This is a genomic window from Thermoflexus sp. (assembly GCF_034432235.1).
Lineage (GTDB): Bacteria > Chloroflexota > Anaerolineae > Thermoflexales > Thermoflexaceae > Thermoflexus.
Genome location: NZ_DAOUCJ010000052.1, coordinates 13271 through 39172, shown reverse-complemented (window position 1 = coordinate 39172; position 25902 = coordinate 13271). Strand labels below are relative to the sequence as shown.

Annotated in this window: 26 protein-coding genes, 1 tRNA gene and 1 pseudogene; 15 read left to right on the top strand and 13 right to left on the bottom strand. The window is 64.3% G+C overall.

Annotated features, from left to right (window positions below; genetic code table 11):
- Window positions 1-37 precede the first annotated feature (37 nt).
- The 7 genes from VAE54_RS06450 to VAE54_RS06420 all read right to left on the bottom strand — a co-directional run bounded on the left by VAE54_RS06450 (window position 38) and on the right by VAE54_RS06420 (window position 6506).
- Entirely contained in the window at window positions 38-250 is a 213-nt protein-coding gene (locus VAE54_RS06450) for a heavy-metal-associated domain-containing protein (protein WP_322801124.1), read from the bottom strand.
- Window positions 251-351: 101 nt separating this feature from the next.
- Window positions 352-630 (bottom strand): metal-sensitive transcriptional regulator, encoded by a 279-nt coding sequence (locus tag VAE54_RS06445; RefSeq protein WP_322801123.1) that lies wholly within the window; start codon window positions 628-630, stop codon window positions 352-354.
- A gap of 230 nt (window positions 631-860) precedes the next feature.
- Window positions 861-2402: a hypothetical protein gene (locus VAE54_RS06440; RefSeq protein ID WP_322801122.1), complete on the bottom strand. Its 1542-nt coding sequence runs from the start codon at window positions 2400-2402 to the stop codon at window positions 861-863.
- An 18-nt stretch (window positions 2403-2420) separates the two neighbouring features.
- On the bottom strand, window positions 2421-3347 hold the full coding sequence (locus VAE54_RS06435) for an NAD-dependent epimerase/dehydratase family protein (protein ID WP_322801121.1): 927 nt from the start codon (window positions 3345-3347) through the stop codon (window positions 2421-2423).
- 403 nt (window positions 3348-3750) lie between these two features.
- Window positions 3751-4269 (bottom strand): DoxX family protein, encoded by a 519-nt coding sequence (locus VAE54_RS06430; RefSeq protein ID WP_322801120.1) that lies wholly within the window; start codon window positions 4267-4269, stop codon window positions 3751-3753.
- Window positions 4270-4358: 89 nt separating this feature from the next.
- Window positions 4359-5399 carry an SDR family oxidoreductase gene (locus VAE54_RS06425; RefSeq protein ID WP_322801119.1) on the bottom strand — a complete coding sequence of 347 codons (1041 nt, stop codon included), beginning with the start codon at window positions 5397-5399 and terminating at the stop codon, window positions 4359-4361.
- A 138-nt stretch (window positions 5400-5537) separates the two neighbouring features.
- Window positions 5538-6506: a hypothetical protein gene (locus tag VAE54_RS06420; protein ID WP_322801118.1), complete on the bottom strand. Its 969-nt coding sequence runs from the start codon at window positions 6504-6506 to the stop codon at window positions 5538-5540.
- Between the two features lie 114 nt (window positions 6507-6620).
- Here VAE54_RS06420 and VAE54_RS06415 point away from each other — a divergent pair.
- From VAE54_RS06415 to VAE54_RS06405, 3 genes are all read left to right on the top strand, one after another.
- Window positions 6621-6706, top strand: a tRNA-Leu gene (locus VAE54_RS06415).
- A gap of 60 nt (window positions 6707-6766) precedes the next feature.
- Complete coding sequence (locus VAE54_RS06410; RefSeq protein WP_322801117.1) at window positions 6767-7237, top strand: pyridoxamine 5'-phosphate oxidase family protein; 471 nt, start codon at window positions 6767-6769, stop codon at window positions 7235-7237.
- Window positions 7234-8016 (top strand): ABC transporter permease, encoded by a 783-nt coding sequence (locus VAE54_RS06405; protein WP_322801116.1) that lies wholly within the window; start codon window positions 7234-7236, stop codon window positions 8014-8016. The genes VAE54_RS06410 and VAE54_RS06405 overlap by 4 nt, the downstream gene beginning before the upstream one ends.
- A gap of 82 nt (window positions 8017-8098) precedes the next feature.
- Here VAE54_RS06405 and VAE54_RS06400 read toward each other — a convergent pair whose 3' ends face one another.
- Window positions 8099-9058 (bottom strand): threonine/serine dehydratase, encoded by a 960-nt coding sequence (locus VAE54_RS06400; RefSeq protein WP_322801115.1) that lies wholly within the window; start codon window positions 9056-9058, stop codon window positions 8099-8101.
- A gap of 39 nt (window positions 9059-9097) precedes the next feature.
- Window positions 9098-10282, bottom strand: a complete 1185-nt coding sequence (locus tag VAE54_RS06395) for an FAD-dependent oxidoreductase (RefSeq protein WP_322801114.1) — start codon at window positions 10280-10282, stop codon at window positions 9098-9100.
- Between the two features lie 355 nt (window positions 10283-10637).
- Here VAE54_RS06395 and VAE54_RS06390 point away from each other — a divergent pair, with 355 nt between their 5' ends.
- From VAE54_RS06390 to aroB, 4 genes are all read left to right on the top strand, one after another.
- Window positions 10638-12113, top strand: a complete 1476-nt coding sequence (locus tag VAE54_RS06390) for an N-6 DNA methylase (RefSeq protein WP_322801113.1) — start codon at window positions 10638-10640, stop codon at window positions 12111-12113.
- Window positions 12055-12702 carry a R.Pab1 family restriction endonuclease gene (locus tag VAE54_RS06385; RefSeq protein ID WP_322801112.1) on the top strand — a complete coding sequence of 216 codons (648 nt, stop codon included), beginning with the start codon at window positions 12055-12057 and terminating at the stop codon, window positions 12700-12702. The genes VAE54_RS06390 and VAE54_RS06385 overlap by 59 nt, the downstream gene beginning before the upstream one ends.
- Before the next feature lie 2 nt (window positions 12703-12704).
- The gene (gene alr / locus VAE54_RS06380; protein ID WP_322801111.1) at window positions 12705-13835 is read left to right on the top strand and encodes an alanine racemase; all 1131 of its coding nucleotides are present in this window, start codon (window positions 12705-12707) and stop codon (window positions 13833-13835) included.
- A gap of 140 nt (window positions 13836-13975) precedes the next feature.
- Window positions 13976-15100, top strand: coding sequence for a 3-dehydroquinate synthase (gene aroB / locus VAE54_RS06375; protein ID WP_322801110.1), 1125 nt, complete (start codon window positions 13976-13978; stop codon window positions 15098-15100).
- A gap of 219 nt (window positions 15101-15319) precedes the next feature.
- On the opposite strand, the gene VAE54_RS06370 is transcribed toward aroB, so the two are convergent.
- Together VAE54_RS06370 and VAE54_RS06365 are read right to left on the bottom strand one after the other, a co-directional pair.
- Window positions 15320-16522: a DUF4179 domain-containing protein gene (locus VAE54_RS06370; protein ID WP_322801109.1), complete on the bottom strand. Its 1203-nt coding sequence runs from the start codon at window positions 16520-16522 to the stop codon at window positions 15320-15322.
- Complete coding sequence (locus VAE54_RS06365; protein ID WP_322801108.1) at window positions 16522-17064, bottom strand: sigma-70 family RNA polymerase sigma factor; 543 nt, start codon at window positions 17062-17064, stop codon at window positions 16522-16524. Before VAE54_RS06365 ends, VAE54_RS06370 begins: the two co-directional genes overlap by 1 nt.
- A gap of 1474 nt (window positions 17065-18538) precedes the next feature.
- Here VAE54_RS06365 and VAE54_RS06360 point away from each other — a divergent pair.
- The 8 genes and pseudogenes from VAE54_RS06360 to VAE54_RS06325 all read left to right on the top strand — a co-directional run bounded on the left by VAE54_RS06360 (window position 18539) and on the right by VAE54_RS06325 (window position 24107).
- A complete protein-coding gene (locus VAE54_RS06360) occupies window positions 18539-19663 on the top strand; it encodes a sensor histidine kinase (RefSeq protein ID WP_322801107.1) in 1125 nt (374 codons plus the stop codon).
- Window positions 19621-20124 carry a hypothetical protein gene (locus VAE54_RS06355; protein ID WP_322801106.1) on the top strand — a complete coding sequence of 168 codons (504 nt, stop codon included), beginning with the start codon at window positions 19621-19623 and terminating at the stop codon, window positions 20122-20124. Before VAE54_RS06360 ends, VAE54_RS06355 begins: the two co-directional genes overlap by 43 nt.
- A 57-nt stretch (window positions 20125-20181) precedes the next feature.
- A complete protein-coding gene (locus tag VAE54_RS06350) occupies window positions 20182-20532 on the top strand; it encodes a hypothetical protein (protein ID WP_322801105.1) in 351 nt (116 codons plus the stop codon).
- A gap of 156 nt (window positions 20533-20688) precedes the next feature.
- Window positions 20689-20829 carry a hypothetical protein gene (locus tag VAE54_RS06345; RefSeq protein WP_322801104.1) on the top strand — a complete coding sequence of 47 codons (141 nt, stop codon included), beginning with the start codon at window positions 20689-20691 and terminating at the stop codon, window positions 20827-20829.
- Between the two features lie 33 nt (window positions 20830-20862).
- Window positions 20863-21543 (top strand): response regulator transcription factor, encoded by a 681-nt coding sequence (locus VAE54_RS06340; protein ID WP_322801103.1) that lies wholly within the window; start codon window positions 20863-20865, stop codon window positions 21541-21543.
- A gap of 123 nt (window positions 21544-21666) precedes the next feature.
- Window positions 21667-22050: a hypothetical protein gene (locus VAE54_RS06335; protein ID WP_322801102.1), complete on the top strand. Its 384-nt coding sequence runs from the start codon at window positions 21667-21669 to the stop codon at window positions 22048-22050.
- Window positions 22051-22471: 421 nt separating this feature from the next.
- Window positions 22472-23026 carry a hypothetical protein gene (locus tag VAE54_RS06330; RefSeq protein ID WP_322801101.1) on the top strand — a complete coding sequence of 185 codons (555 nt, stop codon included), beginning with the start codon at window positions 22472-22474 and terminating at the stop codon, window positions 23024-23026.
- A gap of 244 nt (window positions 23027-23270) precedes the next feature.
- Window positions 23271-24107: pseudogene (locus tag VAE54_RS06325) on the top strand (IS5 family transposase).
- A 94-nt stretch (window positions 24108-24201) separates the two neighbouring features.
- Here the strand turns inward: VAE54_RS06325 and VAE54_RS06320 are convergent.
- Together VAE54_RS06320 and VAE54_RS06315 are read right to left on the bottom strand one after the other, a co-directional pair.
- The gene (locus VAE54_RS06320; protein ID WP_322801100.1) at window positions 24202-25368 is read right to left on the bottom strand and encodes a beta-ketoacyl-ACP synthase III; all 1167 of its coding nucleotides are present in this window, start codon (window positions 25366-25368) and stop codon (window positions 24202-24204) included.
- A gap of 112 nt (window positions 25369-25480) precedes the next feature.
- Window positions 25481-25816 carry a hypothetical protein gene (locus VAE54_RS06315; protein WP_322801099.1) on the bottom strand — a complete coding sequence of 112 codons (336 nt, stop codon included), beginning with the start codon at window positions 25814-25816 and terminating at the stop codon, window positions 25481-25483.
- Between the last annotated feature and the right edge of the window lie 86 nt (window positions 25817-25902).

The window sequence follows — 25902 nt, the reverse complement described above, 5'->3', positions numbered from 1 at the left end:
GAAGGCGGGCGGAGACCCCCAGAGGGGATGGACCGCCTCATGCCGAGGCGGGGGGGTAGCCGATCTCGTGGAGCACCGCCACGATCCGCTCCCAGGTGGCGGGGGGCTCGAAGGCCACCGTCACCTGCTTGGTGGTCACATCCCCGCGCACCTCCTTCACCCCTTCCAGCGCCTTCAGCTCTCGGGTGATGGTGTGGATGCAGTGATGGCACGAGATGTTCGGCGCAACGAAGGTTCGCGTCTCCATCATCGCTTCCCTCCATACAGGGTTCTCTGGAAACCGGAAATCGCCCGTAGCTCGGATCGATCCGGGGAACGGCCGCCTATGTATGATCCCTGGTCCTGGGTGGGTCAAAGCTTCTGCGCGGTCTCAAAAACTTCCACGATCTCCTCCAGCACCCGCTCCCGTTCGCCCGGGTCCTCACCCCGAATGGCGGTCGTTACGCACGTGCGCAGGTGCTGGGCCAGGACCATATCGTTCACCTTGGCCAGAGCCCGCTGCACCGCCTGCACCTGCCGGATGATGTCAATGCAATAGGCGTCCTCCTCCACCATCCGGGCGATCCCCTCCACATGCCCGGCGATGCTGCGCAGCCGCCGCAGGACCTCCGCTTTCGTTCGGGCTTCCATAGTCCCTCCGGGCGGATATCCCTCCCCCGGGGGGAGGGGAGTCACGACCATTGTATCCCGACTGGGCGGGCCTGTCAAATCCGGCCGGGGGATCTTCTTGTCCGGCGGGGATGGGAGGGTCGGGGCTGAAGTCCCCCTCCCCGGTCCGGAGGAAGGGTGGAGGGCCTTCGGGGGCTCCTCCGAAATCTCCTTATGGCCTTCGGCCTCCGAGCTGAGGTCGAACCCGGCGCTTATGGGAGATGTCGGGGGATCAGAATGCGATAGATGAATCCGTTCATCGGGATATCGGCGATCGGCCGGTAAGCCTGGCCGATCGCGTCCAGCACCGGCTGGGGGTAGAATTGGGCCCGCAGCACCACGATCCCGAAGGCCTGGGCCCGGATCATCCGGATCAGCGGCTCCGGGTTCAACTTCCGGTTCTTGTAAAGATTCAACAGCTGCGTGGGGTTGGTCACCGGTTCCTTCCCGGCCCAGAGCGCCCATGAGGCTTCTTCCGTGAAAGCGGGGCCTGGTGCCTCCCGCACCATCTCCACGATCCGCCACCCGTTGCGGATGTCCTCCGCGGTGGGCAGATGGCCCAGCTGGGTGTATTCGACCGTGTCCACGTATCGGACCCCCTCCAGCCCCAGCCAGCGAGCCACTGGCGCGGTCCACGGATGATCGGTGGGCAGATGGAAGACCCGTCCTGCCTGATGAAGCAAAGCGAGGGGGATCAATACCGCCGCAATCGCCCGCCCCGCGGGCCGCCCCGCGGTCCATCCCTCGATACGCGCCAGGAGCCGGCCGGCCGCCAGGATCGCGGCCACCACCGCAGTGATGAAATACGATTCCCCAGCTCCCCACTTGCCCGCCAGCGCTCCGCCGGCCGCGGCGAAGACGGCCCACACGCTGAACATGGAGAGGCGATCGGCGTACAGCTCATACAGGACCAGCGCTGCCGTCAGAAGGAGGACGACCGCATGGAGGCGGAACCACTGGCTGTAGAGGAAGAACGCCTGGCGGTAGTCATACTCGTTGATGTTGGCCTCGATGATGTGCAGGAACCAGTAGCCGCCGGTGGCAAGGTTCAGCAGGGCGAACAGGGCCAGATTCGCCGCCGCGAAGGAAACCCCCCAGGCCAGCGCCACCCGGGGACGGCGCAGGAAGAGATAAGCGAGAACCGCCAGCACGGTGACGATGGCATGTTGTTTGGTCCAGCCCGCTGCCGTCAGCGCCAGCGACCCCAGCAGCAGGGATCGCCGGGAAGGGAAACTCTCCTCTCGGGCCAGCGCCAGCACGGCCAGGGTTTCGAAGAGGACCATCATCATATGGCTGCGGGAGAGGGGGCCGATGTGGTAAACATAATTCGAGGCCAGGACCATCCCCCCTGCCCAGATGCCGGGCCCCCACCTCCGGGTCCAGTGCCCGACGGCGAGACCCACCGCCACGGCCAGGGCGATCGTTGCGGCCGCGGAGAGCAGCCGGCCCGCGATCAGGCGCGGGCCGAAGATCCAGACCAGGGGGACTGCCAGGAGATGAAAAAGCGGGGGATAATTCGAGGCATAGAAAGGATACGTCTCAATGTCGCGATACGGCCACTCCCCCCGGGCGAAGTAAATCGCATCGAGCAGCTCGAATCCCTCTCCCTGATCATAATCGAAGGGGAACTGAAAGAGGGAGACCGCGTAGATCCCGAAGATCGCCCCATATGCCAGGTAGACCAGGACCACCAGGGTCCACAGGCTCGAGGCCAGGCGCTCGCTGAGTTTGGACAGGAGGGAGGGAGCCGCCATCGGGGAACGATCCTCCGCTCACCCCCGGAACCGGGGATCTTCCCGGAGCATCCGACGCAGGCCCTCTTCCAGGAAGACCCGCGGCCGGTATCCCAGGAGCCGCTCCGCTTTCCGGAGATCGGCGCACAGCCGGGCCACCCCGCCGTCCTGAGCGGGGCTGTGGATCACCGGGACCCGCCGGCCGACCACGCGCATGACGATATCGGCCAGCTCGTTGATGGAGATCTCCCGGCCGCTCCCCACATTGATGAGCTCCCCGTTCAGGCCTGTCCGCTCCCCGGCCGCTACTAAGGCTTCCACCACATCATCCAGATACACGAAATCCCGGGTTTGAGTCCCATCCCCGAAGATCACCAGGGTTCCGCCCTCGATGGCCTGTTTGAGAAACCGGGAAATCACCGGCGCGTGGGCAGCGGGGAGCGGCTGGCCAGGGCCGTATGCGTTGAAAATCCGCAGGACGACCACTTCAAACCCCCACAGCCGGCCCAGGGTCAGAACGAAATGCTCGGCCGCCAGCTTGGTCACCGCATAGACGGAACGGGGGCGGGGAAGGAGCTCCTCGTGGACCGGCTGGACCGGCTGATCGCCGTAGACGGCGCCGGAGGAGGCCAGCACCAGGCGCCTCACCCCGGCGTCCCGCATGGCCTCCAGCAGGGCCACCGTGCCGCCCACGTTCACATCCTGGTAGATCCGAGGGTAGAGAATGGATTCAGGCACCGAAACCCGGGCGGCCAGATGATAGACCAAATCCACCCCTTGCAGCAGGGTCCAGAGCCGGGGGACATCCCGCACATCCCCCCGGGCGAGGACCACCCGGGAATCCAGACGTTGGGGATCTCCTGCGCTGAGGTCATCGAGGGCCAGCACCGTATGGCCCTCACGAACCAGCCGGTTCGCCAGGGCGGCGCCCAGGAAGCCCGCGCCGCCGGTGATGAGAATCCGCATCGGATCTCCTGCCCCCCATAGGCTTCTGTGGCCAGGCTGGGCATTGAAGAGGCCCAGCCATCGCAACCTACCGGATTATATTACCATCCGATGGGGGGAGTGCTTAGAGCGTGAAGCCGGAATCCACAGGCGGTGGGAAACCCGGGCAAGGCCTGGGGCCCCATGGATGAAAGCGAGGACCTTGCGGGATTGCTTCCAATCCCCGTGCCGGGGTGGCGGTCACCATGGAAATGGGAACGATTCATCGTCGTCTGGAGTCGTTGTCTGGAGTGGGGCGAAACACGTCGATGGAGGTGGGGCACATCGCCGGCAACGATCTTCGCAGGCGTTCCAGGACGTGGGAAATCAGGGGATCGGGCGGCCGTTTTGCGGCCGCCCGATCCTCCGGCCGGGGCCATGGGGATCAGGCGGCCCGCCGGGAGAGCCGCGGCGCCCAGACCGGAGCCGCCAGGGCCAGGAGGGCGATGAGCAGTGCCAGGATCAGGACGAGCCCGAAGGTCATGGGCTGCGGCCATACCCACCCCAGCCAGGCATCCACGCTGTAGGCGCCCGCCCCATAGAATCCGAAGAAAGCGCTCAGAGCGATCAGGACCAGGTTATACTCAAAGCCGCCCCGATCGATCCACAACCCCTTCGGCGCGTGGACCCGGATGAGGGCTACCAGCTGGGAAGCGAGCAGCGGCAGGGTCGCCCACGGCGTGGCCAGGCCCAGGGCGAGGAGCAGGCCGCCCACGAACTCCCCCAGGCCCAGCAGCAGCGCCCACGGCCGTCCCGGCCGGATGTTCAGGCTCTCCAGCCACGCGGCCGTTCCGTTCAGCCCATGGCCGCCGAGCCATCCGAACAGCTTCTGAACCCCATGGCCCGCAAAGAGCAACCCAATCAAAGCACGCAGGATCGCCAGGCCGAGATCCAGGCGCACCATATGCCCTCACCTCCCTTCCGGCGCCTCGTTCGGGCTGCTCTCATTTGCTTAATGTATTGCCTCCATGTAAACGAAACGTGAACAAAATATCAGCGTTCCGTTAGGGTCCTCCTCATGGAGGGCTGGTCCGCCCCCTCCCCCGTTCGAGGGGATCCGGGGCAGGATCCCTGATACCATTCCCATGCACGCCGGATCGCCTCGCGCACCGGGACCTCCGGGCGGTAACCCAGCTCCGCCTCCGCTTTGCGGCCATCACACCAGATGAAGTGGGCGCTCAGCCACAGCTGATCCGCCCCCACGGGCAGGGGAAGGCCCAGCGCCTGCGCGATCCGGGCCAGCGCGGCGAGCCCTTTCACCCCTCGTGGAGGGATCACCCAGCGGGGGGGAGGGACGCCGATGACTTCCGCGATCCGCTCGGCGAGCTCCCGATAGGTCAGGTTCTCCCCACCGAGGATGTATCGCTCCCCGGGTCGCCCGCGCTCCAGGGCCAGGGCATGCCCGCGGGCCACATCCTCGACCGCCACCACGTTGACCCCACCGGGTGGGAGGGCGGGCACCCTCCTCCGGGCCATTTCCAGGATCAAGCTCCCCGAGATGCGATGGATATCCCGGGGGCCCAGGATCACGGAGGGGTTCACGATCACCACCTCCAGCCCCTGTTCCACGAAAACCCGGGCGATCGCTTCCGCGATGGCCTTGCTGTATCCGTAGAGAAAGCAGCCGGGGGGCAGATTGTAAGGATGATCCTCGGTCAGCAAGGTGCCGGGCTCCGGCACCCCCAGGGCCGCCAGGGAGCTGGTCAGGACGACCCGATGGACTCCCAGATCCCGAGCCGCAGTGAGGACATTGCGTGTGCCTTCCACGTTTACCCGGAGGATCTGTTCCGCCGGGGTGCGCCAGTAGGCGGAGATCGCCGCGGCGTGAAAGACCACATCGCATCCCACCATCGCCGGGCGCAGGCTGTCCGGATCCAGCACATCCCCGATCGCATGCTCTACGTCCAGGTCCTTCACGGCTTCCAGGGAGGAGGTGGGGCGGCGGAGGATCCGGACCTTCCACCCTTGTTGTCGGAGATAGACGGCCAGGTTGGCGCCCAGAAAGCCTGTCCCTCCTGTGATCAGCGCGCGCATGGCATCCCCTGTCCGATTCAGAGTGACCCTTGTTGCTTCGTCTGATGATGAGTGGGAGAACCCGTTCGGCGAGCTATGGTTGTCGCACGAAGGGAGCGCTCCCCACCCCAGGTGGATACCACCAGCAAAGAAAGGCGCTCAGGTGGTCTGGGGAATCTCCTCCCCAGTCCAGGAGCGATACGCCAGGGTCCACACCGTTTCCGCAAAGGTCATGACCGGTGCCAGCAGGAGCGAGGTTAGAACGCCGATGCAGAACCCGGTCAGGGCGATGACGCGGAGGAATCGAACCATCGTGGAAAGATCCGCAGGCCCGCCGCTCCGGAAGAAGGCCAGGAATGCGATACCCACGATGGCTGCGAGGGGCACGGCGACGAGGAGGGAGAGAATGAAGGTGATCACGCCCAGCACCCCGACATCCAGCACCAGCCACACCAGGAGCAGGGACCCTATCCGTCGCAGGCCGATTTGAAGGCCCCGGCGGAGCGCTGCGATCCACGGGAGATCCTCCAGCAGCGCCGCTCGCAGGGCCAGGCGGGACCAGAGATGCAGGGCCCCGGCGAGGATCAGCAGACAGCCCAGGAGAGCCAGCATGGCCGGAACGACCATGAGCAGGATGGCGATCCGGGCCGCTTCCACCCGCTGGGCGAAAGCCAGCAGGAAGCCGCCGAGGATGGCCGCGAGGAACACCAGGGCGACCAGGAAGCCGGGGGCGCCCAGCAGCGCCATGATCCCGATCATGCGCAGCAATCGCGCCGCGGCCCGCCGTGCCAGAGCACCCAGCGCCGGGGAGCGACCCGCCATCGCCTCGCCGCTTCCCAGGATCAGGGCCCCCTGGCCCCAGAGGGATGTTAGCTGAATCAGCAGGACCAGAACGAGAAAGCCCAGGAGGGCCACAAGGAGGAGCGGCCAGTTCTGTTCCACCCATCGCTGGAGCATCCGTTCGAAGCCTGGGGATAGAGGAGAGAAAGGCGGCCGCCCGAGGTTCAGACGGCCCTGGATGCGGGGAGGAACCCCTGCGCCCAGGGCCGTCAGGAAACCGAAGAGCCAGAGGGTTTTATACCGCCAGGTCAGCTGAAGTCCTCGCGAAAGCCATTCCCCGAGTTCCATGGCGATCTCCTGTTCGGGATGCTGGAGGGACATACCCATCACGCCGTACGGATGCGCGCCTGTCGCCCGACACCGCAGGGGTCGGTGAGTTCGATTAAAATAATATGGGAAAACGGGCCGGTGGCGGAAACGGCAGACGCGGCAGACTTAAAATCTGCTGCCCCGGAAGGGGCGTGCGGGTTCGACTCCCGCCCGGCCCATCTGCGGGCAGGATCTGGATTCGAAGGGAAACCTCCCCGCCACCCACAGGGCGGTCCTGCATGGCCGAGTCCGTTCCGCCTCATACGGGAGAGGCCTGGGAAGCGGCTCTCCGTTTCCTGAGCCGTCGCTCGACCTTGACCCTGGCAACCGTGGATGAGAGCGGCCATCCTTACGTGGCTTCGCTCTATTTCGTCCACGACGAACGGCTGCGGCTCTATTTCCTCTCTTCCCCGGAAAGCCGGCACGTTCGCCATCTCACCGCCCGACCGGAAGTCGCCGTGACCGTCCATGGGGAGCCGTGGGACTGGAAGAACATCCAGGGCCTTCAGCTGACCGGGATCGCGGAGACCGTGGAGGATCCAGCGGAGCGGGAACGGGTGATGGCCCGATATCGGGAGAAGTTCCCGTTCATCGAAGAGCTCCCCCAGGCCCTGGCCCATGCCCGGCTGTATCGGATCACCCCGCGCTGGGTGCGCTGGATCGACAATACCAAAGGATTCGGCTACCGGGTGGAGTGGCGCCTGGGATGACCTACGTGCGGGTTCTCCTTCGGTTCTTCAAAGCCAACCTGATGGCCGCCATGGAATATCGGGCCGATTTCCTGGCCAACGCCCTGGTGGCGGTCGCCTCCTCCCTGTGGACGCTGGCGGCGCTCCAGGTGTTCTTCATGCATCGCCCCCGGCTGGGCGGCTGGCGCTATGAGGAAGCCATGATCGTGGCCGGGCTTTTCATCGCCTTCGAAGGGGTGATGGCCGCCCTCTTCCGCCCGAACCTGGAGGAGATCCCAGAGGCAATCCGTCAGGGCACCCTGGATTTCACCCTGCTGCGCCCCCTGGACAGCCAGTTCCTGGTCTCCTTCCAGCGGATGCAGATCTGGCATCTCACGGATATCCTGCTGGGCCTGGGGGTGGTGGCCTGGGCCTTGAGCCGGCTGGGGTGGCCTTCGCCGGATCGCCTGCTTCTGTTCGGGGTGATGCTCATCGCCGGCCTGGTGATCTTCTACTCGCTGCTGATGGTTCTCATCACCCTGGCTTTCTGGTTTGTGGAGGTGGGGAATATTATGGAGCTGATCTATACCTTCTTCGAGGCCGGCCGTTTCCCCGTGACGGCTTTCCCCACCTGGGTGCGGATCGTCTTGACCTTTATCGTTCCGATTGCGTTCATCACCACAGTGCCGGCCCAGGCGGTCCTGGGCTGGCTGCGGCCGGAAGGGGTTCTGGCCGGCCTCCTGATCGCCGCGGCCCTCTTCGGGATCAGCCGCTCCTTCTGGCGTTACGCGCTCCGCCACTATACGAGCGCAGGCGGGTGATGGAAAACGGAGGATGGCCGGGCTGGCCGCATGGGCCGTCTGGCCCTCCGGGTCTCGATCTGGAGGCCCCGCGCGCAGTGTTTTACAGGAAACGGCGAAGCTGCTCGGGGGATATGTTTCCCCCGCTCAGGATCAGAGCGATGGTCTTCCCCCGGATCTGTTCCCGCAGCCGGAGGGCGGCGGCCAGGGGGGCGGCCCCTGCGGGCTCCGCCAGCGTCTTCGCTTTTTCCAGATAGATCCGCACGCCTTCCACCAGCTCCTCATCCTCCACCAGGACGAAGTCATCCAGCTTCTCCCACAGGATCCGCTGGGGCAGCATGAACGGCCGCCGCGTGGCCAGGCCCTCCGCCAGCGTCTCCATTGGCGCCTCCATCCAGCGTCGATGACGCCAGGTGAGATAGGCGGCGGGCGCGCGGGCGGACTGCACGCCGATCACCCGGATCTGAGGGTTCAGGGTCTTCGCCACCAGGCACGCCCCCGCCGCGCCGCTCCCTCCGCCTACCGGCACGAAGATCATCTCCACCTCCGGCTGCTCTTCCAGGATCTCCAGGGTCTCGGTGGCGACCCCGGCGATCAGATCCGGCTCGTCGCCGGAGGAGATATACCGGAGGCCTTCCTCAGCGGCGGCCCGTTCACAGTAAGAGCGGGCGTCATCGAAATCCCGGCCGTGCACGCGGATCTCGGCGCCGTAGGCGCGGATCGCTTCCACCTTGACCGGATTGGCGTTCTGGGGCACCACGATCACGGCGCGGGCATGGAAGAGGGCCGCGGCATAGGCGATCGACTGGCCGTGGTTGCCGGTGGAGGCGGTGATCACTCCCCGGGATCGCTCCTCCGGCGAGAGCCGGGACATGAGATACACGCCGCCCCGAACCTTAAAGGCGCCGATGGGCTGGAAGTTCTCGTGCTTCACATAGACCCGCGCCCTGAGCAGCGCGTCCAGGGTCGGATAGCGGTAGAGGGGGGTGCGCGGCAGGAAGCGTCCCACAACCTGCCGGGCGCGCAGCACATCGGTGAACGTGGGCATGGGCAGCTCGGACATCCCCGCCTCCGCGGAGCAGGATGCGGAATGGGCAGCCTCTCACAGGACCTTCTTTCCGGTTGGGCGGAAGGTCCGATGGACTCGAAAGGGGTTCTCCGCTTCAGGGAGCTGACCGGTCATGACGGCGATGAGGTGCCGCGCGGCCTGGGGCGCGCTCTCAATCCCGTAGCCGTTATCTCCGGCCAGCACATACAGGCCATCCACCGGCGGACAGCCCCCGATAAGCGGTTTTCCATCGGGCGTGCATGTGTATTGACCCGCAGCGACGGAAACCCGATCCCGGGTCAGCCGGGCCGCAACCTCCCGGAAGAAGGGTGTGAGCCGGGCGGCGCCCTCCAGCGCTCGTGCCGGGAACAGGGGATCAGCAGGGACCGGATCCTGAGGCTCGCCTGGCGGCTCCGGCAGGCCCCATCCCAGAAAAGCCCCCCCGGCCTCCGGTCGCCAGTACACCCCGGTGTCGTCGTCCGCCACCATCGGGGCATCGGAGGGGATGGCCGGATCGGCCACGAAGGCCCGCTGGCGCCGGAGCAGGAACAGCGGGAGGTCCACCCCGGCGGTGGCCGTTAGGTGCCGGGAGAACGGCCCTGCGGCGATGACCACGCGGGGCGCGGCGAGGAACCCGCGGGAGGTTTCCACGCCGATGACCCGCCCGCCGGCGGTGTGGATCCGGAACGCCTCCGTCTCCAGTAGGAAGGTCGCCCCGCTGGCCCGCGCGTAGCCGTAGACCACCTCGTGCGGCGAGAGCCAGCCGTCCCGGGCCCGGAACGTGGCGGCCGTCACATCGGGGGAAAGCCATGGGAAGCGCCGTCGGGCCTCGTCGCCGGTCCAGAGTTCGGTGTCGGTGATCCCCAGGCGTCGCTGGCCTTCGATCCATCGCTGAAAACGATCGAGGCCTTGAGGATCCGTCGTGGCGAACAGCCATCCCTGCTGGCGCAGGCCGATATCGTAGTCGGGGATACCGATCTCCTCGGCGAACCGCTCATACGTGGCGATGCTCGGGACCATCAGGTACGCGAAGTCCGGGTCGTCCCATTGGGCGCGGAAGCAGGCCACAGCCGCGGCGGTCGTCAACGCCCCCAGCCACGGCTTGCCTTCCACCACCACCGTTCGAAAGCCCGCGCGGGCCGCGTAGAAGGCGGCCGCTGCCCCAGCGATCCCTCCGCCGATGATCACCAGATCCGCTGTGCGGGGAGAAGCCACCGAGTTCGCAACCCCTGGCCCCATCGGTTCCTCCGATGTTTCCAGGAGTTCAGGCCTGCGCCCCCAGGCTCCAGCCCTGGGCGGCGGGATGGCCCTAACCCCCCAGGAAGAGCCCGGCTGCGTAACCCCTGGGGGAGTTAACAGGTCCGTTCCGATCCTTCGCGACGTGCGAGTCGCCTCTGGAGGCTCCCATTCCATCGAAACGATTGGGGACTTCGGGTCAAGGCGACGATCGCCATCGGATCCAACGCTATAATACCAGTGAACGGGCCTTCAAACACCCTGGGAAATCGTCGAAAAGCACGGAGGGGAAGCCCGCTGCCTGGTTCCTGTTTAACGAGGGGCATGCTCCATATTCGGGGGGATAAGGATGCTTCCCTTGCCTCTGTACCTTGAGGGGTCCTCTGAACGCCAGAGGGATCGCCATTTCCGCCGGCGCAGGAAGGTGTTCGGTCAGTTTTTCACGCCTCCCCGGCTCGCCACATGGGTGGTGGAAACAGCTCTGCCCCTGCTTCGCCGGCGGGAATCGATGCTGGACCCCGCATGCGGCGATGGGGCATTCCTGGAACCGGCGTGCTCGCTGGGGTTCCGGGAGATCGTCGGCATTGAAGTGGACCCCGAGGTGTGGGCGGCGGCGGGGCGCCGTCTGGAAGGGACCCCCGGTGTATCGCTTCGCCTGGGGGATGCCCTGGATTGGGTGGAAGAGCTGGAAGGCCGGTTCGATCTGGTCGCCACCAATCCCCCTTTCTCTGCAAAATACGGTCGGGTGAAGGAAGCATCCAAACTTCAGCGCTTCACCCTCGGGGCCGGGCGGCGAAGTGAGGCGGTGGAAGCATTGTTTTTAGAGCTCTGTGTGCGGGCGCTGCGAGAGGGGGGCGTGCTGGCCGTTGTGCTGCCCGAGGGCCTCTTCGCCAATCTGCCCTACCGGCGGGTCCGGGAATGGCTGCTCCGCCATGTTCGCCCGCTGGCCGTGATCAGCCTCTCCCGGCGGTTCTTTCCGGCCAAAAGCTGCGTTCTCATTGCTTGTAAGGAACCTGCCGATCCCTCCAGGGCCGTGTTCCTGGCTCACGTGGAGGACGAGGAGGATCTGAGCCGGGTTTCCCGACAGCTCCAGGAAGGCAGCGGGCTCTGGAAGCCTGTCGAGGCCCTCATCGACGATATGGCGCCGCTACATCATCTGACTCCCCTCGCGTGGCCCACCGTATTCCCCCTGCGTCCCCTGAAGGAGCTGCTGTGGGAGATCCGGGGGGGGCATGCGAAATATGGCGCGCAGCGGCGGTTCGCCGGATCTGGAATTCCTTTTCTCTCCGCTAAAACCGTGACCCCGTTCGGGATCGATCCGCGTCGCGATGGCCGCTACATCGCTCCTGGCAGCCCGATGGATCACCCCGGCGCGCGGGTTCGAAAAGGGGACGTGCTGTTCGTGCGCGTCGGCGTGGGATGCATCGGACGGGCGGCGGCCGTGCTGGAAGAGGACGAGGAAGGCCTTGCGGATGATTACATCTATATCATCCGACTTCGAACGGACATGATGCGGCCCGAGTTTTTCGCCCTGCTGACGCAAACCGCCTTCTTCCAGCAGGCGCTGCGGCGGATCTGGCGGGGAACCGGCACCGTGACGGTGCCGCAACGTCTGCTTCGAGAGCTCTGGATTCCGGTGCCTCCCCTTCCGGCGCAGGAGCCTTTTGTGGCAGCGTATCGGGCCCTTCACCGTCGTGCCCGGGAAGGACTGGCCGGAATGGAAGAGCTCCAGGCCATAATCGCCCGTCTGGAGGCCATGCTGGAGGGTTCCGACGATGCCCCAGGAGTTCGTTCCGGTTCACTGGGATCCAGCAACGAAGCGCATTCTCTGTGACCTTCCCCTCACCCGACCCACGGGCCGAGTCCGCCTCCGGCGAGGGGAAAAACCCATTCCAGCTCGCCAGGTTCCTTTGCATGCAGAGGATGTGATCGAGTGGCAAATCGCCTATCGGGATCATCAGGGTAACCCTGTAGAAATGGGAGAGATGTGGCGAATCATCCATCAGGAGCATCTGCTCGACTTATTGACCATGCAGAGATTGGTCCATCGGATCAAATCTTACAGCGAGTTTTGCGATGAAAAATTCTCTATCGAAAGAGAGTATACCTCGTCTCGGTTTGCGGATTTTATAATTTCATGGCGGAAGCATCCGGTATTCATCCGAGAGGTTGAAGACGGAGTGAGGATTGAGATTGAGATCCGCCACCGACAGCGGGCGGTGGGATTCCAGGCCATGGTCTTTCTGGTGATCGCTTTGCGAGTCTGCGAGCCTCCTGATCTGATCGGACGAACAGCCCATGCGAAAGAGCGGGCCCGGTGGTCTCCATCTGTAGACCAGGTGATGGCACTGGCGGATGCCTTCTCCCTGGCCTCCCGCTCCTATCGGGAGGATGTGGTGCAGCTTCTCGAGGGACGGTGGTGACCATGAAGGCGTCTCCCCTGACCTGGGCGGAGGTGGATCTGGACGCGATTGGGGCGAACACGCGGGCGTTGAAACGATGGGTGGGCGAGCGGGTGGAGATCATCGCGGTGGTCAAAGCCGATGCCTATGGCCACGGCGCGATCCCCGTCGCCCGGACGGTCCTGGCCGCCGGCGCGTCCCGCCTGGCCGTCCACCGCCTCGGCGAGGGGATCGCCCTCCGTCAGGCGGGCATCGAGGCGCCCATTCTGGTGATGGCTCCCCTGATGCCCGAGGAAGCTTCCGAGGCCGTTCGCTGGCAGTTAACCCCCACGCTCTCCACCCTCGAGGCCGCCCAGGCCCTGGACGCGATCGCCCGGGGAGCCGGGCGGGTCGTCCCGGTCCACGTGGAGGTCGATACCGGGATGGGGCGGGCGGGGATTTCCCCGGAGGACACGGTGGATTTCCTTCGCGCGCTGCGGACGATGGATGGCCTCATGGTGGAGGGCCTCTATACGCACTTTGCGACCGCCGATGAGAGCGATCCCTCTTTCACGATGCGTCAGCTCCGCCGATTCGAAGAGGTCATCGCCGTCCTGGAATCCATCGGGATCCGGGTTCCCCTCCACCATGCCGCGAACAGCGCGGCGACGATGCGCTTCCGCTCCGCTCACTTCGAGGCCGTGCGCCCCGGGCTGGCCCTCTATGGGATGCGCCCTTCGACGGAGTGGGAACCTCCCTTCCCCCTGCATCCGGCCATGACCATCAAAAGCCGGGTGACCCGGGTGTGGACCCTGGCCCCGGGGGAATCGGTGGGGTATGGCCGGACGTTCGTCGCGGAACGGGAATCCCGGATGGCGCTGGTGCCCATCGGCTACGGCGACGGCTATCCGCGGGCGCTTTCCAATCGGGGGTATGTTCTGATCCGGGGCCAGCGGGCTCCGGTGCGCGGCCGGGTGAGCATGGACCAGATCGTCGTGGACGTCACCGGGATCTCGGGCGTCGAGGTGGGGGACGAGGTGGTGATCCTGGGCCGACAGGGGGAAGCGGAGATCCGCGCGGAGGAGTTGGCGGCGTGGGCCGGCACCATCAACTATGAGATCACGACCCGGATCTCCCCCCGGGTCCCCCGGATCTATCGGGGAGGATCCATATAGCCCGCGTTGTTCGAGCTCTGTTTGTTCCGCTTGATCCACATGAAGGATTTTCAGAGGGGTGGCGGCCGCTGAAGATGGCCTTCCACCTCTCCCAGGCGTGAATCCTGCCGGAATTGGCATCCCGCGCCCGTCATAAAACCATGATCACGCTTCATCTGCGGTTTCCGGAAGCGGAGCGTTCCCATCCCATCCTGCTCACGCCGGGCCTGCTGGATCGTTGCGGGGCGGCCCTGCGGGAGGCCGGCCTGGAAGGACCGATCGCCCTGGTGAGCGACACCACCGTGGCGGCCTATCACGGCGCGCGGGTGCGGCGATCCCTGGAGGAGGCGGGGTTCCCGGTCCTGGAGATCCTCCTGCCCCCCGGGGAAAAGACCAAGACCATGGATACGGCCGCAGGGCTTTATCGGCGTCTCGCCCAGGGCGGGATCGGGCGGGATGGCCTCCTGATCGGCCTGGGGGGCGGGGTGGTGCTGGACCTGGCGGGCTTTGTGGCGGCGACCTATATGCGGGGGATCGCGCTGGTGAGCATCCCGACCACGCTGCTGGCCATGGTGGATGCCTCCATCGGAGGGAAAACCGGGGTGGATCTGCCGGAGGGGAAAAACCTGGTCGGCGCCTTTTATCCCCCGCGCCTTCTCCTGATCGACCCCACGGCGCTGAGCACCCTCCCGCCCGCCGAATGGCGAAACGGCATGGCGGAGGTGGTGAAGGCGGCTCTGATTGGGGATCCCGAGCTGTGGGCGCGATTCCGGGAGGATCCGGCCCGCTGGGCAGCGATGCCGGAGATGGAGTCCCTGATCGACCTGCTGATCCGGGCCATCGCGGTCAAGGTTCGTATCGTGGAACGGGATCCCCTGGAGACCCGGGGGGAGCGGGAGGTGTTAAACCTGGGCCACACCTTCGGCCACGCCTTCGAGCGGATCAGCGGCTATCGGGTTCCGCATGGGGAGGCTGTTGCGGCCGGCATGATGGCGGCGGCCGCGCTCTCCGCCCGCCGGGGCCTTCTCAAGGACCCCCATCTCCTCCAGGACCTGGAAGGGGTGCTTTGCGGGTTGGGGCTCCCCACCCGCTGGCGGACCTGGCTGGCCGGGTATGGGATCGAGGCCACGCCGGAGGAGGTCCTCGCGGCGATGGGCACGGACAAAAAGCGGCGGAGTGGGCGCCTCCGCCTGATCCTGATCCATCGGCCCGGCCAGGTGCGCGTCCATTCCGATGTGCCCGATGAAGCGGTGCTGCAGGCCCTGGAAGGGACAGCCGGATTGTGAAGGTAATCCCTGGAAAGGTGAGGTCTTCATGCTCACCTGGGTTTCCTGTCCTCATCCCAACCAGGGCGCCCCGATCCTGTGAACAGTCATCTTTGGGGGCCGTGTGCCAGGAGCGCGGAGCCCGTGGGGAGCGCTTTCCACAGGCATCCTCGTATCTCCGGTGCCGCACTATTTCACCGGGTGCGGAATTAAGACGGCTGCAAGGCGCGATCATTTTATTTAAGGGATCTGAAACACCCATGGTCCCTGCCAGCGGCGCACAGGCTTCAGGGTCGCGGGAGACCACCCCACAAGCTCCAGGACCTGGAAGACTACCGGGCGCGCGCGTTTCAGCTGCGGAGCCGCGAAGAACCGATCCAGGCAGACCTGCTCCCCCTGCTGCCGCGGTGGGCTCTGGAGGATCGGCGTCGTGATGGTGAGCGCCTCTCCCCCTGCGATCTCGCTGGAGGGAGCCGATGGAGAGACTTCGTCCTGCGCCTCCAGCATCAGCTCCTCATGCATCGTCCAGCTCAACTGAGGGTCCGGCGGGATGAAGCACACCCGCGCCCGCGCGCCTGAGGGAGCCCATACCCATTGCTCCAAGGTGAGCTCCAGTCCGTGGGCAACTTCAGTTCGAGGGCCGTAACCCGCTGCCTCCGGTTCAACCGGAACGGTGAGATCGAAGGTGAAGCGCCATCCCGCCGCCGGCGTGGGGCCCTCCGCAGGATGCGGCGTGACTGGGACAGAACCCTCCCGCACGGGCCCGGATTCGGGATGGATCTGCGTCCAACGGATGCCCGGCGTTGGAGCGGGGTAGGGAATCGCCTGGAATACCACGTGCAACCGCAAGGAGAGGGATTCCGGTCGGTGGATGGGCCAGCCCGGCAACGCCCAGGGGTCAAAACCGACCACGCCGGCCAGTCCCCCGGGTGGGAGCGACAGCCCGAGGACCTCCGAGGCTCCTACCAGGCCTTCCCCGATCAAGCTCGGGATCGGGCGCCCGGACGTGTCCTCCAAGGTCAGGACGGGGATCCAGTGAGCGGCGGGGGATTCCGGGAGCCCGCGGACCCGGTAACTGATCAGGATGCGGTTGGCGTCCGCATAAGCTCGTTCGATGGTCACCGTCACGCCCCCCCGGGTCTGGGTCAGGGAAAGGATTCGGAGCTTTCGATCCCGCTCCAGAGGTTGGGTGAGGAAGAAGGCCTCCCACAGCCTGGGGGCGACCGTCATCCCGATAAGGGCCAGCGCCAACAGCAGCCCAGCCGCCATCCAGGCCCAATTCCTCTGGACCACCCATCGCCAACCACGGCGGTGGGGCGTGAACAGCTGGGCCTGGAGGGCTGGCCACAAATCCCGCTCCTCCGGGATCCGCATCCGGGCCAGCCGATCCAGGGCCTCTTGCAACTGCTGCTCTTCCTCCGGCGTGCAGGGGAACCCGCTCATCATTCTTCTCCCGTCTTCAGCCAGGCGCGCAGCCGTTCTCTTGCCTGATACAGATGCCACTTCACCGTGCCGATCGCACAGCCCAACGTCTCCGCGATCTCCGCCTCGCTCATCGCCTCATAGTAGCGAAGGGTCAGAACGGCCCGTTGCATCGGCGAGAGGGCCTCCAGGGCCTGGACCAGCCGCTCCAGGGTTTCCCTTTGAGCCCAGCCATCCGCCGGGTCTGATGCGGGATCCGGGCCACCCTCCTCCACCGGGCCGGATTCCGCCGGTGCCTCCCGACCCTCTCGGCGGGCCAGGCGCCATGCCTCGTTCGCCACCAGGCGGCGGAACCACGGCCAGAACGGGGCATCAGGATGAAAAGATTTCCGTTTCATCCAGGCGCGGATGAAGGCCGCCTGGACAGCATCCTCCGCCTGCATCGGGTCTGGCAGGATGAGAGCAGCAATCCGGAGGGCGCGGCCCTGATACCAGCGCACCAGCGCCGCCATCCCCTCCGGATCACCCCTCCGCCACCGCTCGATCGCCTCGCGCTCGTCCATCCCCTGCACTAAGGCTGGGCGTAGAGGGAAGAGGCCCGATCGTTCCAGTTAAACACTCGCAAATCCGGTGCCGTCCAGCCCCCAGGGATCTCAAAAGCTGCACCTTAGCTATCCGATGAAGAAGGCCCTATGATCGGCTCAACCCAAACTCCAACCCCCTTAACCTTCCCCTCTCCCGTTCGAATACGGAGAGGATAGACCGGCGGTGGATAAACCAGCGGCCCTGACAATCTCCATTCCCTCTCGAGGAATTCGTGGCACCCCGGCAAATAGCTGGAGAACGCATGCAACGTTCCATCTCGGGCTACTGTGAAGCAGAGAACGATCCCGCGTCGGCGGAGGTCTGCCTCCATCCGATTGAACTCCTCCGGCTCGTAGCGCACGCCATCTAAGACCACGGGGACCTGCACCCCCTCGGAGGGCGGGGCCTCCGGCGTCGGGGCCGCCCCCAGCCCGAGCAGGGCCCCCAATATTCCCAAGCTCAGGAGGAGCCTTCGGAATCGCAACAGAGATAGCCCACGCATCGCACACCTCCCGTGGAAAGATTTTTCCACCCTATATACCCACCCCGCAGCCTGAAGGTTGGGAGGGCGGCTCAGGCATAAAAAACCGGGGGCAGGTATCCAGCGCCTGCCCCCGGTGTTCGTGTGAGGAGATCAGCACTGGCTGTTTGCCAGCGTTCACCGTCGCCGCCGCGCTCGGGCGTACGGTGGCTCCCGCGGGAGCGGATCCTAGAGAATCTTTGGCCCGACCGGGATCCGGAGGAATCGAAAGGCATTTTCCAACGGCTGTTCTCGTGGTTGCGCCAGAGCTTGGAACCCTACATGTCTCCCCGCGGGCCGTTCCGCCATTTCGCCACCGCCGGTGAGGCCCTTTGTTTTGATCCCGCGGACACCGTTCGGGTGGACGTCGAGGTCTTTGAAGAAACCGTGCGGCGGTGGCTGACGAAACAGCCTCTCCATTTAGAGGCCCTGGAGGCGCTCGCTCGACGCCTCGCCGAGCGGTCGCCCTGCTGCCGGGCACCCCGTATGAGCTCTGGCTCATCCCCCATCAGGAGCGGCTGCGGGCCATATATACAGAGGCGGCCCATGCGCTGGCCGAGGCCTACCTGGCCGCCGAACGACTACACCTCCTAATCTCAACCCGGGATAATCCTCATCCCGTGCCGTGTTGCCACAATGACTTCCGAGAAGCATCGACGGCTCGACTTGAATTGCTGAGGCCCGGAGTGATTGGCCAGGACGTAACCATCTTCTGGTGGAACTTGTCCGTTCACCATCGGTCGCTCGTTTGGTGGGTTTGCTCTCCCCTCGAGGTTGGGGTGGATGGTGGCCCTGGCGGTCCACCACGAACCGGTATGATCAGGCCACACCGGATACGGGGCGGACTTGCTCCTCTCTGCCCCTTTCAATATACTAACCCCTGTTCCAATGGCCTCCAGCGATGATGGGCACCTCAACCTGGAGCTGGAAGCGTGCTGGTTCTTCCCCTGCGCGAGCTCCTTCTGGCCTTGCTGCTGATCCTCGTCGCCCTCATCCTCATGGCTCTCTGGCTGGACCGCTGTCGCGCGGGGCGGCGCGCGGCGGAAACCTTCGTTGACGCCATCCTCAACGCCGTCCTGGAGCACGCCCCCTTCGGATGGATCGTCTTAGAGAGCGCTGAGCGATACGTCTACGCCAACGAGTACGCCCGCCGCCTGTTGGAGCTGAGGACCTCTTCCGGTTCGATCCCCGCTGTGGAGTGGGATTTCCTTCTGGATGACGACCGCGCCGATGTCCGGCGGGGCCGGGCCCCTGAGGGCCGCTACCGGGTCCTCCCCCTCCCCTCCGGCCGGGCCGTCCGCTGGTGGCTGATGTCGGGCCGACGGTGGGATTACCTCTTCCTGCTGGATGTCACTTCCCAGTACGAAGCCGAGGAAGCCCGAACCCAACTTTTTGCTGGCCTCTCCCACGAATTGCGCACCCCCGTGGGCGCCATCCTCACCCACCTGGAGATCCTCTCCCTCCCCGACATCCCCGAAGAGACCAAAGCGCAATCCCTGCAGCTGCTTCGGGCGGAGGCTCAGAGGCTGGCCCGCATGATCCACCTGATGCTGGAATTGGGTCGCCTGGAGGCCTCTCCCGAAATCGATTGGCGCCCGATCCACCTGGTGGACCTGGCGGAGCAGGCCCTCCTGTCCCTGACCAGTCGGGCGGAGAAACGGAACATTCGCTTCGCCCTGGAGGCCGACTCCCCACTCCCCACGGTCTGGGGAGACCCGGACTGGCTGCTGCAGGTCTTCCTGAACCTGCTGGATAACGTCCTCAAGCACTGCCGTCCGGGCGATCGCGCCACCATCGTCCTTCGACGGACAGAAGAGGGGGTCCTTTGCGCGGTTCAGGACACCGGGCCGGGCATCCCGGCGGAACACCTGCCATACATCACCCGTCGGTTCTATCGGGCGGCCAAGCAGGAGGTGGAGGGGAGCGGGTTGGGCTTAGCGCTGGTGGAGGAAATCCTGCGCCGTCACGGGAGCCGTCTGGAGATCATCAGCCGAACGGAGGGAGAAACAGGGACATGCGTGCGATTCGTCCTGCCGATCATGCCCTCGCGACCGTAGGGGGATGGCTACGCCGTTGGGGGTGGCTTCTGGGATTGGTGCTGGTGTCGATCGCTGGCGCCCTGCTCCCGATTTCCGGCTACATAATCGTTGTGCTGGAGGGAGACGGCCCCTTACTTCCCGCCCTGCTGGCCCCCCGCATGCAGCTGGACCCGCCTTTCGCCCGCCCCGGCGACGAAGTCCGCCTCCACGTCACCGATCACACCCCCTGGGCCTATGTCCTCTTAACGGTCAACGGCGCTCCGATTTATCTGAAAACCTGGAAGGCGGGCTTGGGCAAGCAGTGGACCTGGACCTTTTGCTTCACCCTTCCCACCGGCCCTGTGGAAATCGTCTTCTATCACAGCTGCCACATCGGCTGTCAGGAACGGGGACGGATGAGGGTCGGCGAGCCGCTACCTCCCACTCCCCCTCCCCTTCCGACCAAACTGGGGCTGGTCCTTCCCCTATATCCTGGGTAGCAGCTACAACGGCCTGGATCAGAACGCGATGGCCCCAGACCGTCCGGTGACCCCCGAGTGGTAGCCCGCATCTTCAACGGCTACGGCGAGCCAATCCTTCACACCGATAACGGCGTCCAGGTGATCCGGGCTGCAAACCCCCACGTCCGGGTGTTGGTGGGACCGGTCCGGCCTTGGAACATAGACCAGAACGGCGTTTATCCTTACCGGCTGGATGTGCCTTGGCTCAACTGCATGAACACCTTGGTGCGATATATCGACGAGACGGCGCGATTGAAAGCGGCGCCTGGGATTCCCCTCGTGGCCCCGGATGGCTTCGCTGTTCAGGCTCCAGGCCGGCCCGAGGCCCATGAACTGGGCGGGCGAGGTCACTTAGAACCTCGAATCGACCTCCCGCGGCCGGAATAGAGGGACGCTCAGGCGGGCTTCCGTATCTATCGGGAGTGGCTGGACATCATCAATGCCTATCCATCCACCCGGGGGCTTCCCGTTTACATCACCTCGGCCAACACCTTCATTCCGGCGGTAGGCGTCCCGCCGGCTCAGAACTACCCTCGAGGCTGGTTGAGCTCAGCCCTGAGCATGGTGAACAGCGAGCCCCAGATTCAGGCACTATGCTGGTTCCTGAACGACCTTCACGGGGACACCCAGTGGGAGAACTTCAGCCTGACCCGCCGTCGGGGCCGTCTGGTGGACGCCGCGTAGGAGTTGGAGGATTTGCTGACCAAGTGACACCAGGTGACGGTCACCTTCGAGGTGACCGTCACCTGGGGGGTGGAGGGAGGAGCTATGACCCAGGCCGTTCGTGTCCTTCTCGCCGATGACCATCCCCCCCTGCGGCTCGGGCTGCGGGTCCTGCTGGACCGGCAGCCCGATATCGCCGTGGTCGCCGAGGCCGAAAATGGGGAAGAGGCCCTGGAGAAGATTCTGGCCCTTCAGCCCGATGTGGCGGTGCTGGATTGCCGGCTGCCGGGCCTCTCGGGGCCGGCGGTGGCCCAGGAGATCCAACGCCGGGGCCTGCCTGTGCACGTGCTGGCCCTCAGTGCTTACGACTGCGACCGCTACCTGGCCGAAATGTGGGAGGCCGGAGCCTGCGGCTACCTCCTCAAAGAAGAACCCCTCGAGCATATCGCCTCGGCCATCCAACAGGTGGCCCGTGGCGAATCCCTCTGGACCGCGTCTCAGATCCAGCGGATCCAACGCTACCGGGAGACCGAGGCCCGCTGGAGCCAGCTCACGGAGCGGGAACGGGAGGTGTTGAAGTGGATGGCCCAGGGGTTAAGCAACAAAGAGATCGCTCGGGAGCTCGGCCTGACTGTCCGGACAGTGGATTTCCACGTAGGGAACATTTTGCAGAAATTGGGGGTGGTCTCGCGGCTGGAGGCCGTGCTCTGGGCGAAGGAGCACGGGTTCCTGTGACCTGTAGGAATCTACAGGTCCGAACCTGGTAATTTCTACAGTAGACAGCGGGCACGGAATTGGTTATCGTGAAGATACCACCGGCTAAAGGCCGGGGAGGATCTCAGATAGGAGGTGTGAAATATGCAGGTCAAGTTGCTCTTTACCAGCTTACTATCTGTGGTGCTGCTTGTGATTAGCGCACGAACGAGCAAAGCAGCAGTCCTGATAGAGTCAACGGATTCGCTTTCGCCAGAGCAGTGGACGGAGAGAGAATTAGAGCGCTTTGTTGAATCTGCCTTTAAAGAGCAATTGAGCGTGCCGCAGGTAGAGAAGATCTGGAATCGCCTTGATGAGAGACAGAAACAGGAGGTAGGTGTATTGTTAGCTCTAAAAGCGGGCACCCAGCCTCATCATTGGCTGGAATTTGTTCGCCGCGAATCTCTCCAATCGAGGCTGGCAATAATAAAGGAAGCCTTCCTGGCAATTCAAGGGGAATTGTGGCGCCAGTATATTGAAAATATCTGAACCTGGGGATACCCTCCGGGCACAACCTTCGCATCCTCGTATTGGAATAGCCCACTTTGTGACAATGATCCCAGCGACCCAGATTGGGTCTTCTGGTTCTGGCAATCGTACGAATGGTATTCCCGCAATCCGGATGGACTGCGCTGGACTACAACCTCAGCGCGGGTCTACTTGACTTTCATGGCCGCATACGGTGGTAATTTAAATGGCTACGCGTATAGCTGGCAGGAAGCCAGGTTATGTTTGGGGACTACTGCTGTAGATGTTGCAGGAGGGCCTGATTATGTAAAGCAGACCACGTTTCTATCCCCTAATCATTAGCTTCGATGAAAAATAGTGTGCATCGGGTAGCTGCTCTACTGCTGCCCGATGCACACTGCCCAAAATCGAGTAGGCTATCCTTAAGAAGGGAAAAGGAGACATGATCGTCCAGCAATCTTATCAACTGCTAACAATATTACTGTTAGTGGTAGGGATCGTAATTGCAGGGGCGATCGTTTATCACAAGAACTGGGCATGGAAAACACGATGGACCCCCTTATGGTTGCTGTCAGCTGGTATCAGTTGGTACTTCCTCTTCTGGTATTTCGTCCTAACGGTGATGCGCGTGCTCGCCCCCTGGGATCAATGGGAACAGGTTGCCCCTCCGCCTGGAACATGGGAACGGTATCTCAATGATTTCTTCAAAAACCCTACCCACGCCTACTTGGCTGGTGCTTGGCTGACGGGAATCAGCATGGGGATCTTCTCCCTCCGATTGTTACGAGAACGAGACACCCGAGAAAATCTGCCGATCGCTTTCATGGTTACAAATTTCGGCTTCCTGTTTGTGGCTTTGTCTCTAATCCACGTGGTGAGCAATCTGCCTTCTGATTATCACCGCATCTGGATAGACAGAGTGGTGACAACCATTTTGATCATATTGCTATGGGGAACGCAGGTTTATATCAGATTACCATTAAGGAGCAATCGTTGATGGACTCCTCCATCTTTGTGAGGGCGAGGTGCAGAAGCCGCGGTCGTCTCCCTCTTGAGTGTTGCTGAAGCATAGGGTTAGGACTTACGCAGTTGGCAGGTGTGTCCCCCAATATATGGCGGGTAATTCATCATCACCTCCATATATGTCCATTACAGGGGTTGGATTTCGCCTCAACTGCGTAACTCCTAAGAGGGTGTCTGAATATTTAACTGAAGCGAAGGCATCCAATAAACTTCCAGTTATGATGGCCCAAAGGGCACGCAAACCCTATCCCACGGATCTCTCGGATGCGGCGTGGCGGATCATTGAGCCGCTCCTGCCTCAGCCCTCCACCCGCGGGGAAGGCCTCGGGTGCATTCCTATCGCGAGATTCTGATACGTCCTGCGCACCGGCGGCGCGTGGCGGATGCTCCCCCACGGCTTCCCACCTTGGCAAACGGTTGGAGTGCGGTGCCTAGGCACCGCACAATGGCGGCGGGATGGCATCTAACAACGGATTCATGACGCCCTGCGTCGTTAAGTCCGGGTGGCATCAGGTCGCCAGTAAGAGCCGGAAGCCGCCATTCTGGATCGCCCATCGGTCAAGACGACGGAAAAAGGGGGCCTCGAGGCTATGACGCCGGCAAGAAGGTGAAAGGACGGAAGCGGCATTTGCTGGTTGACACGCTGGGCCTGGTCCTGGTTGTGGTGGTTGGAGTGCGGTGCCTAGGCACCGCACTCCGATATCCCGGATCGGGAGGGCGCCCGGCGGGTTCTGGAGAAGGCCCGGGGGGTGTTGCCCCGGCTGCGCCGGATATGGGCCGATGGAGGCTACACCGTCTCGCTGGTGGAATGGGCCCAGCGACATGGTGGCTGTTCGATTGAAATTGTGCGCCGTCCGGGGAAGAGCAAGGGGTTCCATGGGCTCCCTCATCGTTGGATGGTTGAACGCACCTTTGCTTGGTTGGGTAAGTATCGTCGATTAAGCAAGGATTATGAGTTCCTACCCGAAACCAGTGAGGCGATGATTTATGCGGCCAGGATACACCTGATGGTCAGACGCTTGGCTCGCCTTCATGCGCATAGTTCACCAGGCTAAATTTTCAGACACTCTCTAAAAAACCGGGGGCAGGTATTCAGCGCCTGCCCCCGGTGTTCGTGTGAGGAGATCAGCACTGGCTGTTTGCCAGCGTTCACCGTCGCCGCCGCGCTCGGGCATAGAACGGCAACAGGAGGCTCATCGCCGTCTGCAGGATCTGGCGGCGGGCCCGCAGGGCCATCACCTTGGCCTGGCGCACCGGCTCCAGCCGGTTGAGGTCGGGGAGCGAGACCGGCAGCCGCACCGGCCAGTTCTCCACCGCGATCGGTCGGTCCTCCGGCCGCACGCCATAACGGACCACCGCCCCCGCCCATGTCAGGCCGGCCCCGAAGCCGATGAGGAGGAGGTTGTCTCCCTCCCGGATGCGGCCCTGGGCCATGGCTTCCGCGAAGGCGATCGGGATCGAAGCCGCCGAGGTGTTCCCGTAGCGATCCAGGTTGAGGAAGACTTTCTCCATCGGGAACCCCAGCTCGCGGCAGGCCGCTTCGATGATGCGCTCGTTGGCCTGGTGGGGGATCATCAGGTCGATCTCATCAGGGGCCAGACCGCTGCGGGCGATGGCCTCGATGGCGACCCTGCCCAGCACCCGGGTGGCGAATTTGAACACCTCCCGCCCGTTCATGCGCAGCAGATGGCCCTTCCGCCGGATGGTCTCCTCGGTGATGACGTGGTTGGTGGAGATGCCGGGCACGATCAGGTGCTCCGCCCCCGAGCCATCGGATCCGAGAACGAAGGAGAGCACCCCGGTGGGCAGTTCACTGGCCTGCAGGACCATCGCCCCGGCCCCATCTCCGAACAGCACCGCGGTGTTCCGATCGGACCAGTCGATGTTGCGGCTGATGATCTCCGCGCCGATGACCAGGATGTTGCGCATCAGCCCGGCGGCGATGAAGGCGTGGGCCACCGCCAGGCCATACATGAAGCCGGTGCACCCGGCGCCCAGGGTGAAGGCCCCACAGCGGGCGTTCAGTTTATGCTGAATGATGGATGAGACCGGAGGGATCACATAATCTGGAGTGGAGGTCGCCACAATGATCAGATCGAGATCCTGAGGAAGGATGCCCGCGCGGGCCATCGCCTCCCGGGCCGCGGCCACCGAGAGGTCCGACATGGTCTCGCCCGGCCCCGCCACCCGCCGCTCCCGGATCCCTGTTCGCGTGAGGATCCATTCCTCGGTGGTGTGCAACTGCTGAGCCAGCTCCCGGCTGGTTAACACCCGCTGGGGAACCGCCATTCCCCACCCCGCGATCCGGCTATACATTTCCGTCCTCCTGTCCGGGGTTTCCGCTCCCCACCCCTCTTGATGGGGAGAGGGCGAGAAAAAGGGATCGCCGTAGTCCATCGGGCCACGGGGATGAAGGGAGAAGATCCCGTCAGGGCCGCGCGGCGTGAAGCCGGCGATAGGCCCATACGCCCAGGGCTGCGGTGCCCACCATCACCCCCAGCCACCACCTGGAGCGCAATGGAGATGGGTCCGGAATCCGGTGCCGCCGATCGGCCTCTCCCATCAGGCGCTCATAGAGAGAGGCCACCCAGACCGGTCGGGGCTCCACCGGGCGCAGGGCTTCCGCCAGCCGCTCGGCGAGCTGGAACAGCTCCCGCTCCGGAGGGGAAAACGCCAGGGGAGGCAGCGGGTAAGCCGCTTCTCCTCGAAATCCCTGCCGCAACCGCGCGGCGTGAAGCTCCAGCCAGCAGGCCAGATCCGGCATGGGATCCTCCGGTAGAGTTCTATGGGGATGACCGGTCCATTGGGAAGAGGGTGTCTGAAAAGCGACCCGGCCAGCGCGATCGAAAG

Excerpts from the sequence above, each read along its gene's own strand:
- VAE54_RS06450 (WP_322801124.1), bottom strand. The coding sequence starts at position 250 with ATGATGGAGACGCGAACCTTCGTTGCGCCGAACATCTCGTGCCATCAC.
- VAE54_RS06445 (WP_322801123.1), bottom strand. The coding sequence starts at position 630 with ATGGAAGCCCGAACGAAAGCGGAGGTCCTGCGGCGGCTGCGCAGCATC.
- VAE54_RS06440 (WP_322801122.1), bottom strand. The coding sequence starts at position 2,402 with ATGGCGGCTCCCTCCCTCCTGTCCAAACTCAGCGAGCGCCTGGCCTCG.
- VAE54_RS06435 (WP_322801121.1), bottom strand. The coding sequence starts at position 3,347 with ATGCGGATTCTCATCACCGGCGGCGCGGGCTTCCTGGGCGCCGCCCTG.
- VAE54_RS06430 (WP_322801120.1), bottom strand. The coding sequence starts at position 4,269 with ATGGTGCGCCTGGATCTCGGCCTGGCGATCCTGCGTGCTTTGATTGGG.
- VAE54_RS06425 (WP_322801119.1), bottom strand. The coding sequence starts at position 5,399 with ATGCGCGCGCTGATCACAGGAGGGACAGGCTTTCTGGGCGCCAACCTG.
- VAE54_RS06420 (WP_322801118.1), bottom strand. The coding sequence starts at position 6,506 with ATGGAACTCGGGGAATGGCTTTCGCGAGGACTTCAGCTGACCTGGCGG.
- VAE54_RS06410 (WP_322801117.1), top strand. The coding sequence starts at position 6,767 with ATGGCCGAGTCCGTTCCGCCTCATACGGGAGAGGCCTGGGAAGCGGCT.
- VAE54_RS06405 (WP_322801116.1), top strand. The coding sequence starts at position 7,234 with ATGACCTACGTGCGGGTTCTCCTTCGGTTCTTCAAAGCCAACCTGATG.
- VAE54_RS06400 (WP_322801115.1), bottom strand. The coding sequence starts at position 9,058 with ATGTCCGAGCTGCCCATGCCCACGTTCACCGATGTGCTGCGCGCCCGG.
- VAE54_RS06395 (WP_322801114.1), bottom strand. The coding sequence starts at position 10,282 with ATGGGGCCAGGGGTTGCGAACTCGGTGGCTTCTCCCCGCACAGCGGAT.
- VAE54_RS06385 (WP_322801112.1), top strand. The coding sequence starts at position 12,055 with ATGCCCCAGGAGTTCGTTCCGGTTCACTGGGATCCAGCAACGAAGCGC.
- alr (WP_322801111.1), top strand. The coding sequence starts at position 12,705 with ATGAAGGCGTCTCCCCTGACCTGGGCGGAGGTGGATCTGGACGCGATT.
- aroB (WP_322801110.1), top strand. The coding sequence starts at position 13,976 with ATGATCACGCTTCATCTGCGGTTTCCGGAAGCGGAGCGTTCCCATCCC.
- VAE54_RS06370 (WP_322801109.1), bottom strand. The coding sequence starts at position 16,522 with ATGAGCGGGTTCCCCTGCACGCCGGAGGAAGAGCAGCAGTTGCAAGAG.
- VAE54_RS06365 (WP_322801108.1), bottom strand. The coding sequence starts at position 17,064 with ATGGACGAGCGCGAGGCGATCGAGCGGTGGCGGAGGGGTGATCCGGAG.
- VAE54_RS06355 (WP_322801106.1), top strand. The coding sequence starts at position 19,621 with ATGCGTGCGATTCGTCCTGCCGATCATGCCCTCGCGACCGTAGGGGGA.
- VAE54_RS06335 (WP_322801102.1), top strand. The coding sequence starts at position 21,667 with ATGCAGGTCAAGTTGCTCTTTACCAGCTTACTATCTGTGGTGCTGCTT.
- VAE54_RS06330 (WP_322801101.1), top strand. The coding sequence starts at position 22,472 with ATGATCGTCCAGCAATCTTATCAACTGCTAACAATATTACTGTTAGTG.
- VAE54_RS06320 (WP_322801100.1), bottom strand. The coding sequence starts at position 25,368 with ATGTATAGCCGGATCGCGGGGTGGGGAATGGCGGTTCCCCAGCGGGTG.
- VAE54_RS06315 (WP_322801099.1), bottom strand. The coding sequence starts at position 25,816 with ATGCCGGATCTGGCCTGCTGGCTGGAGCTTCACGCCGCGCGGTTGCGG.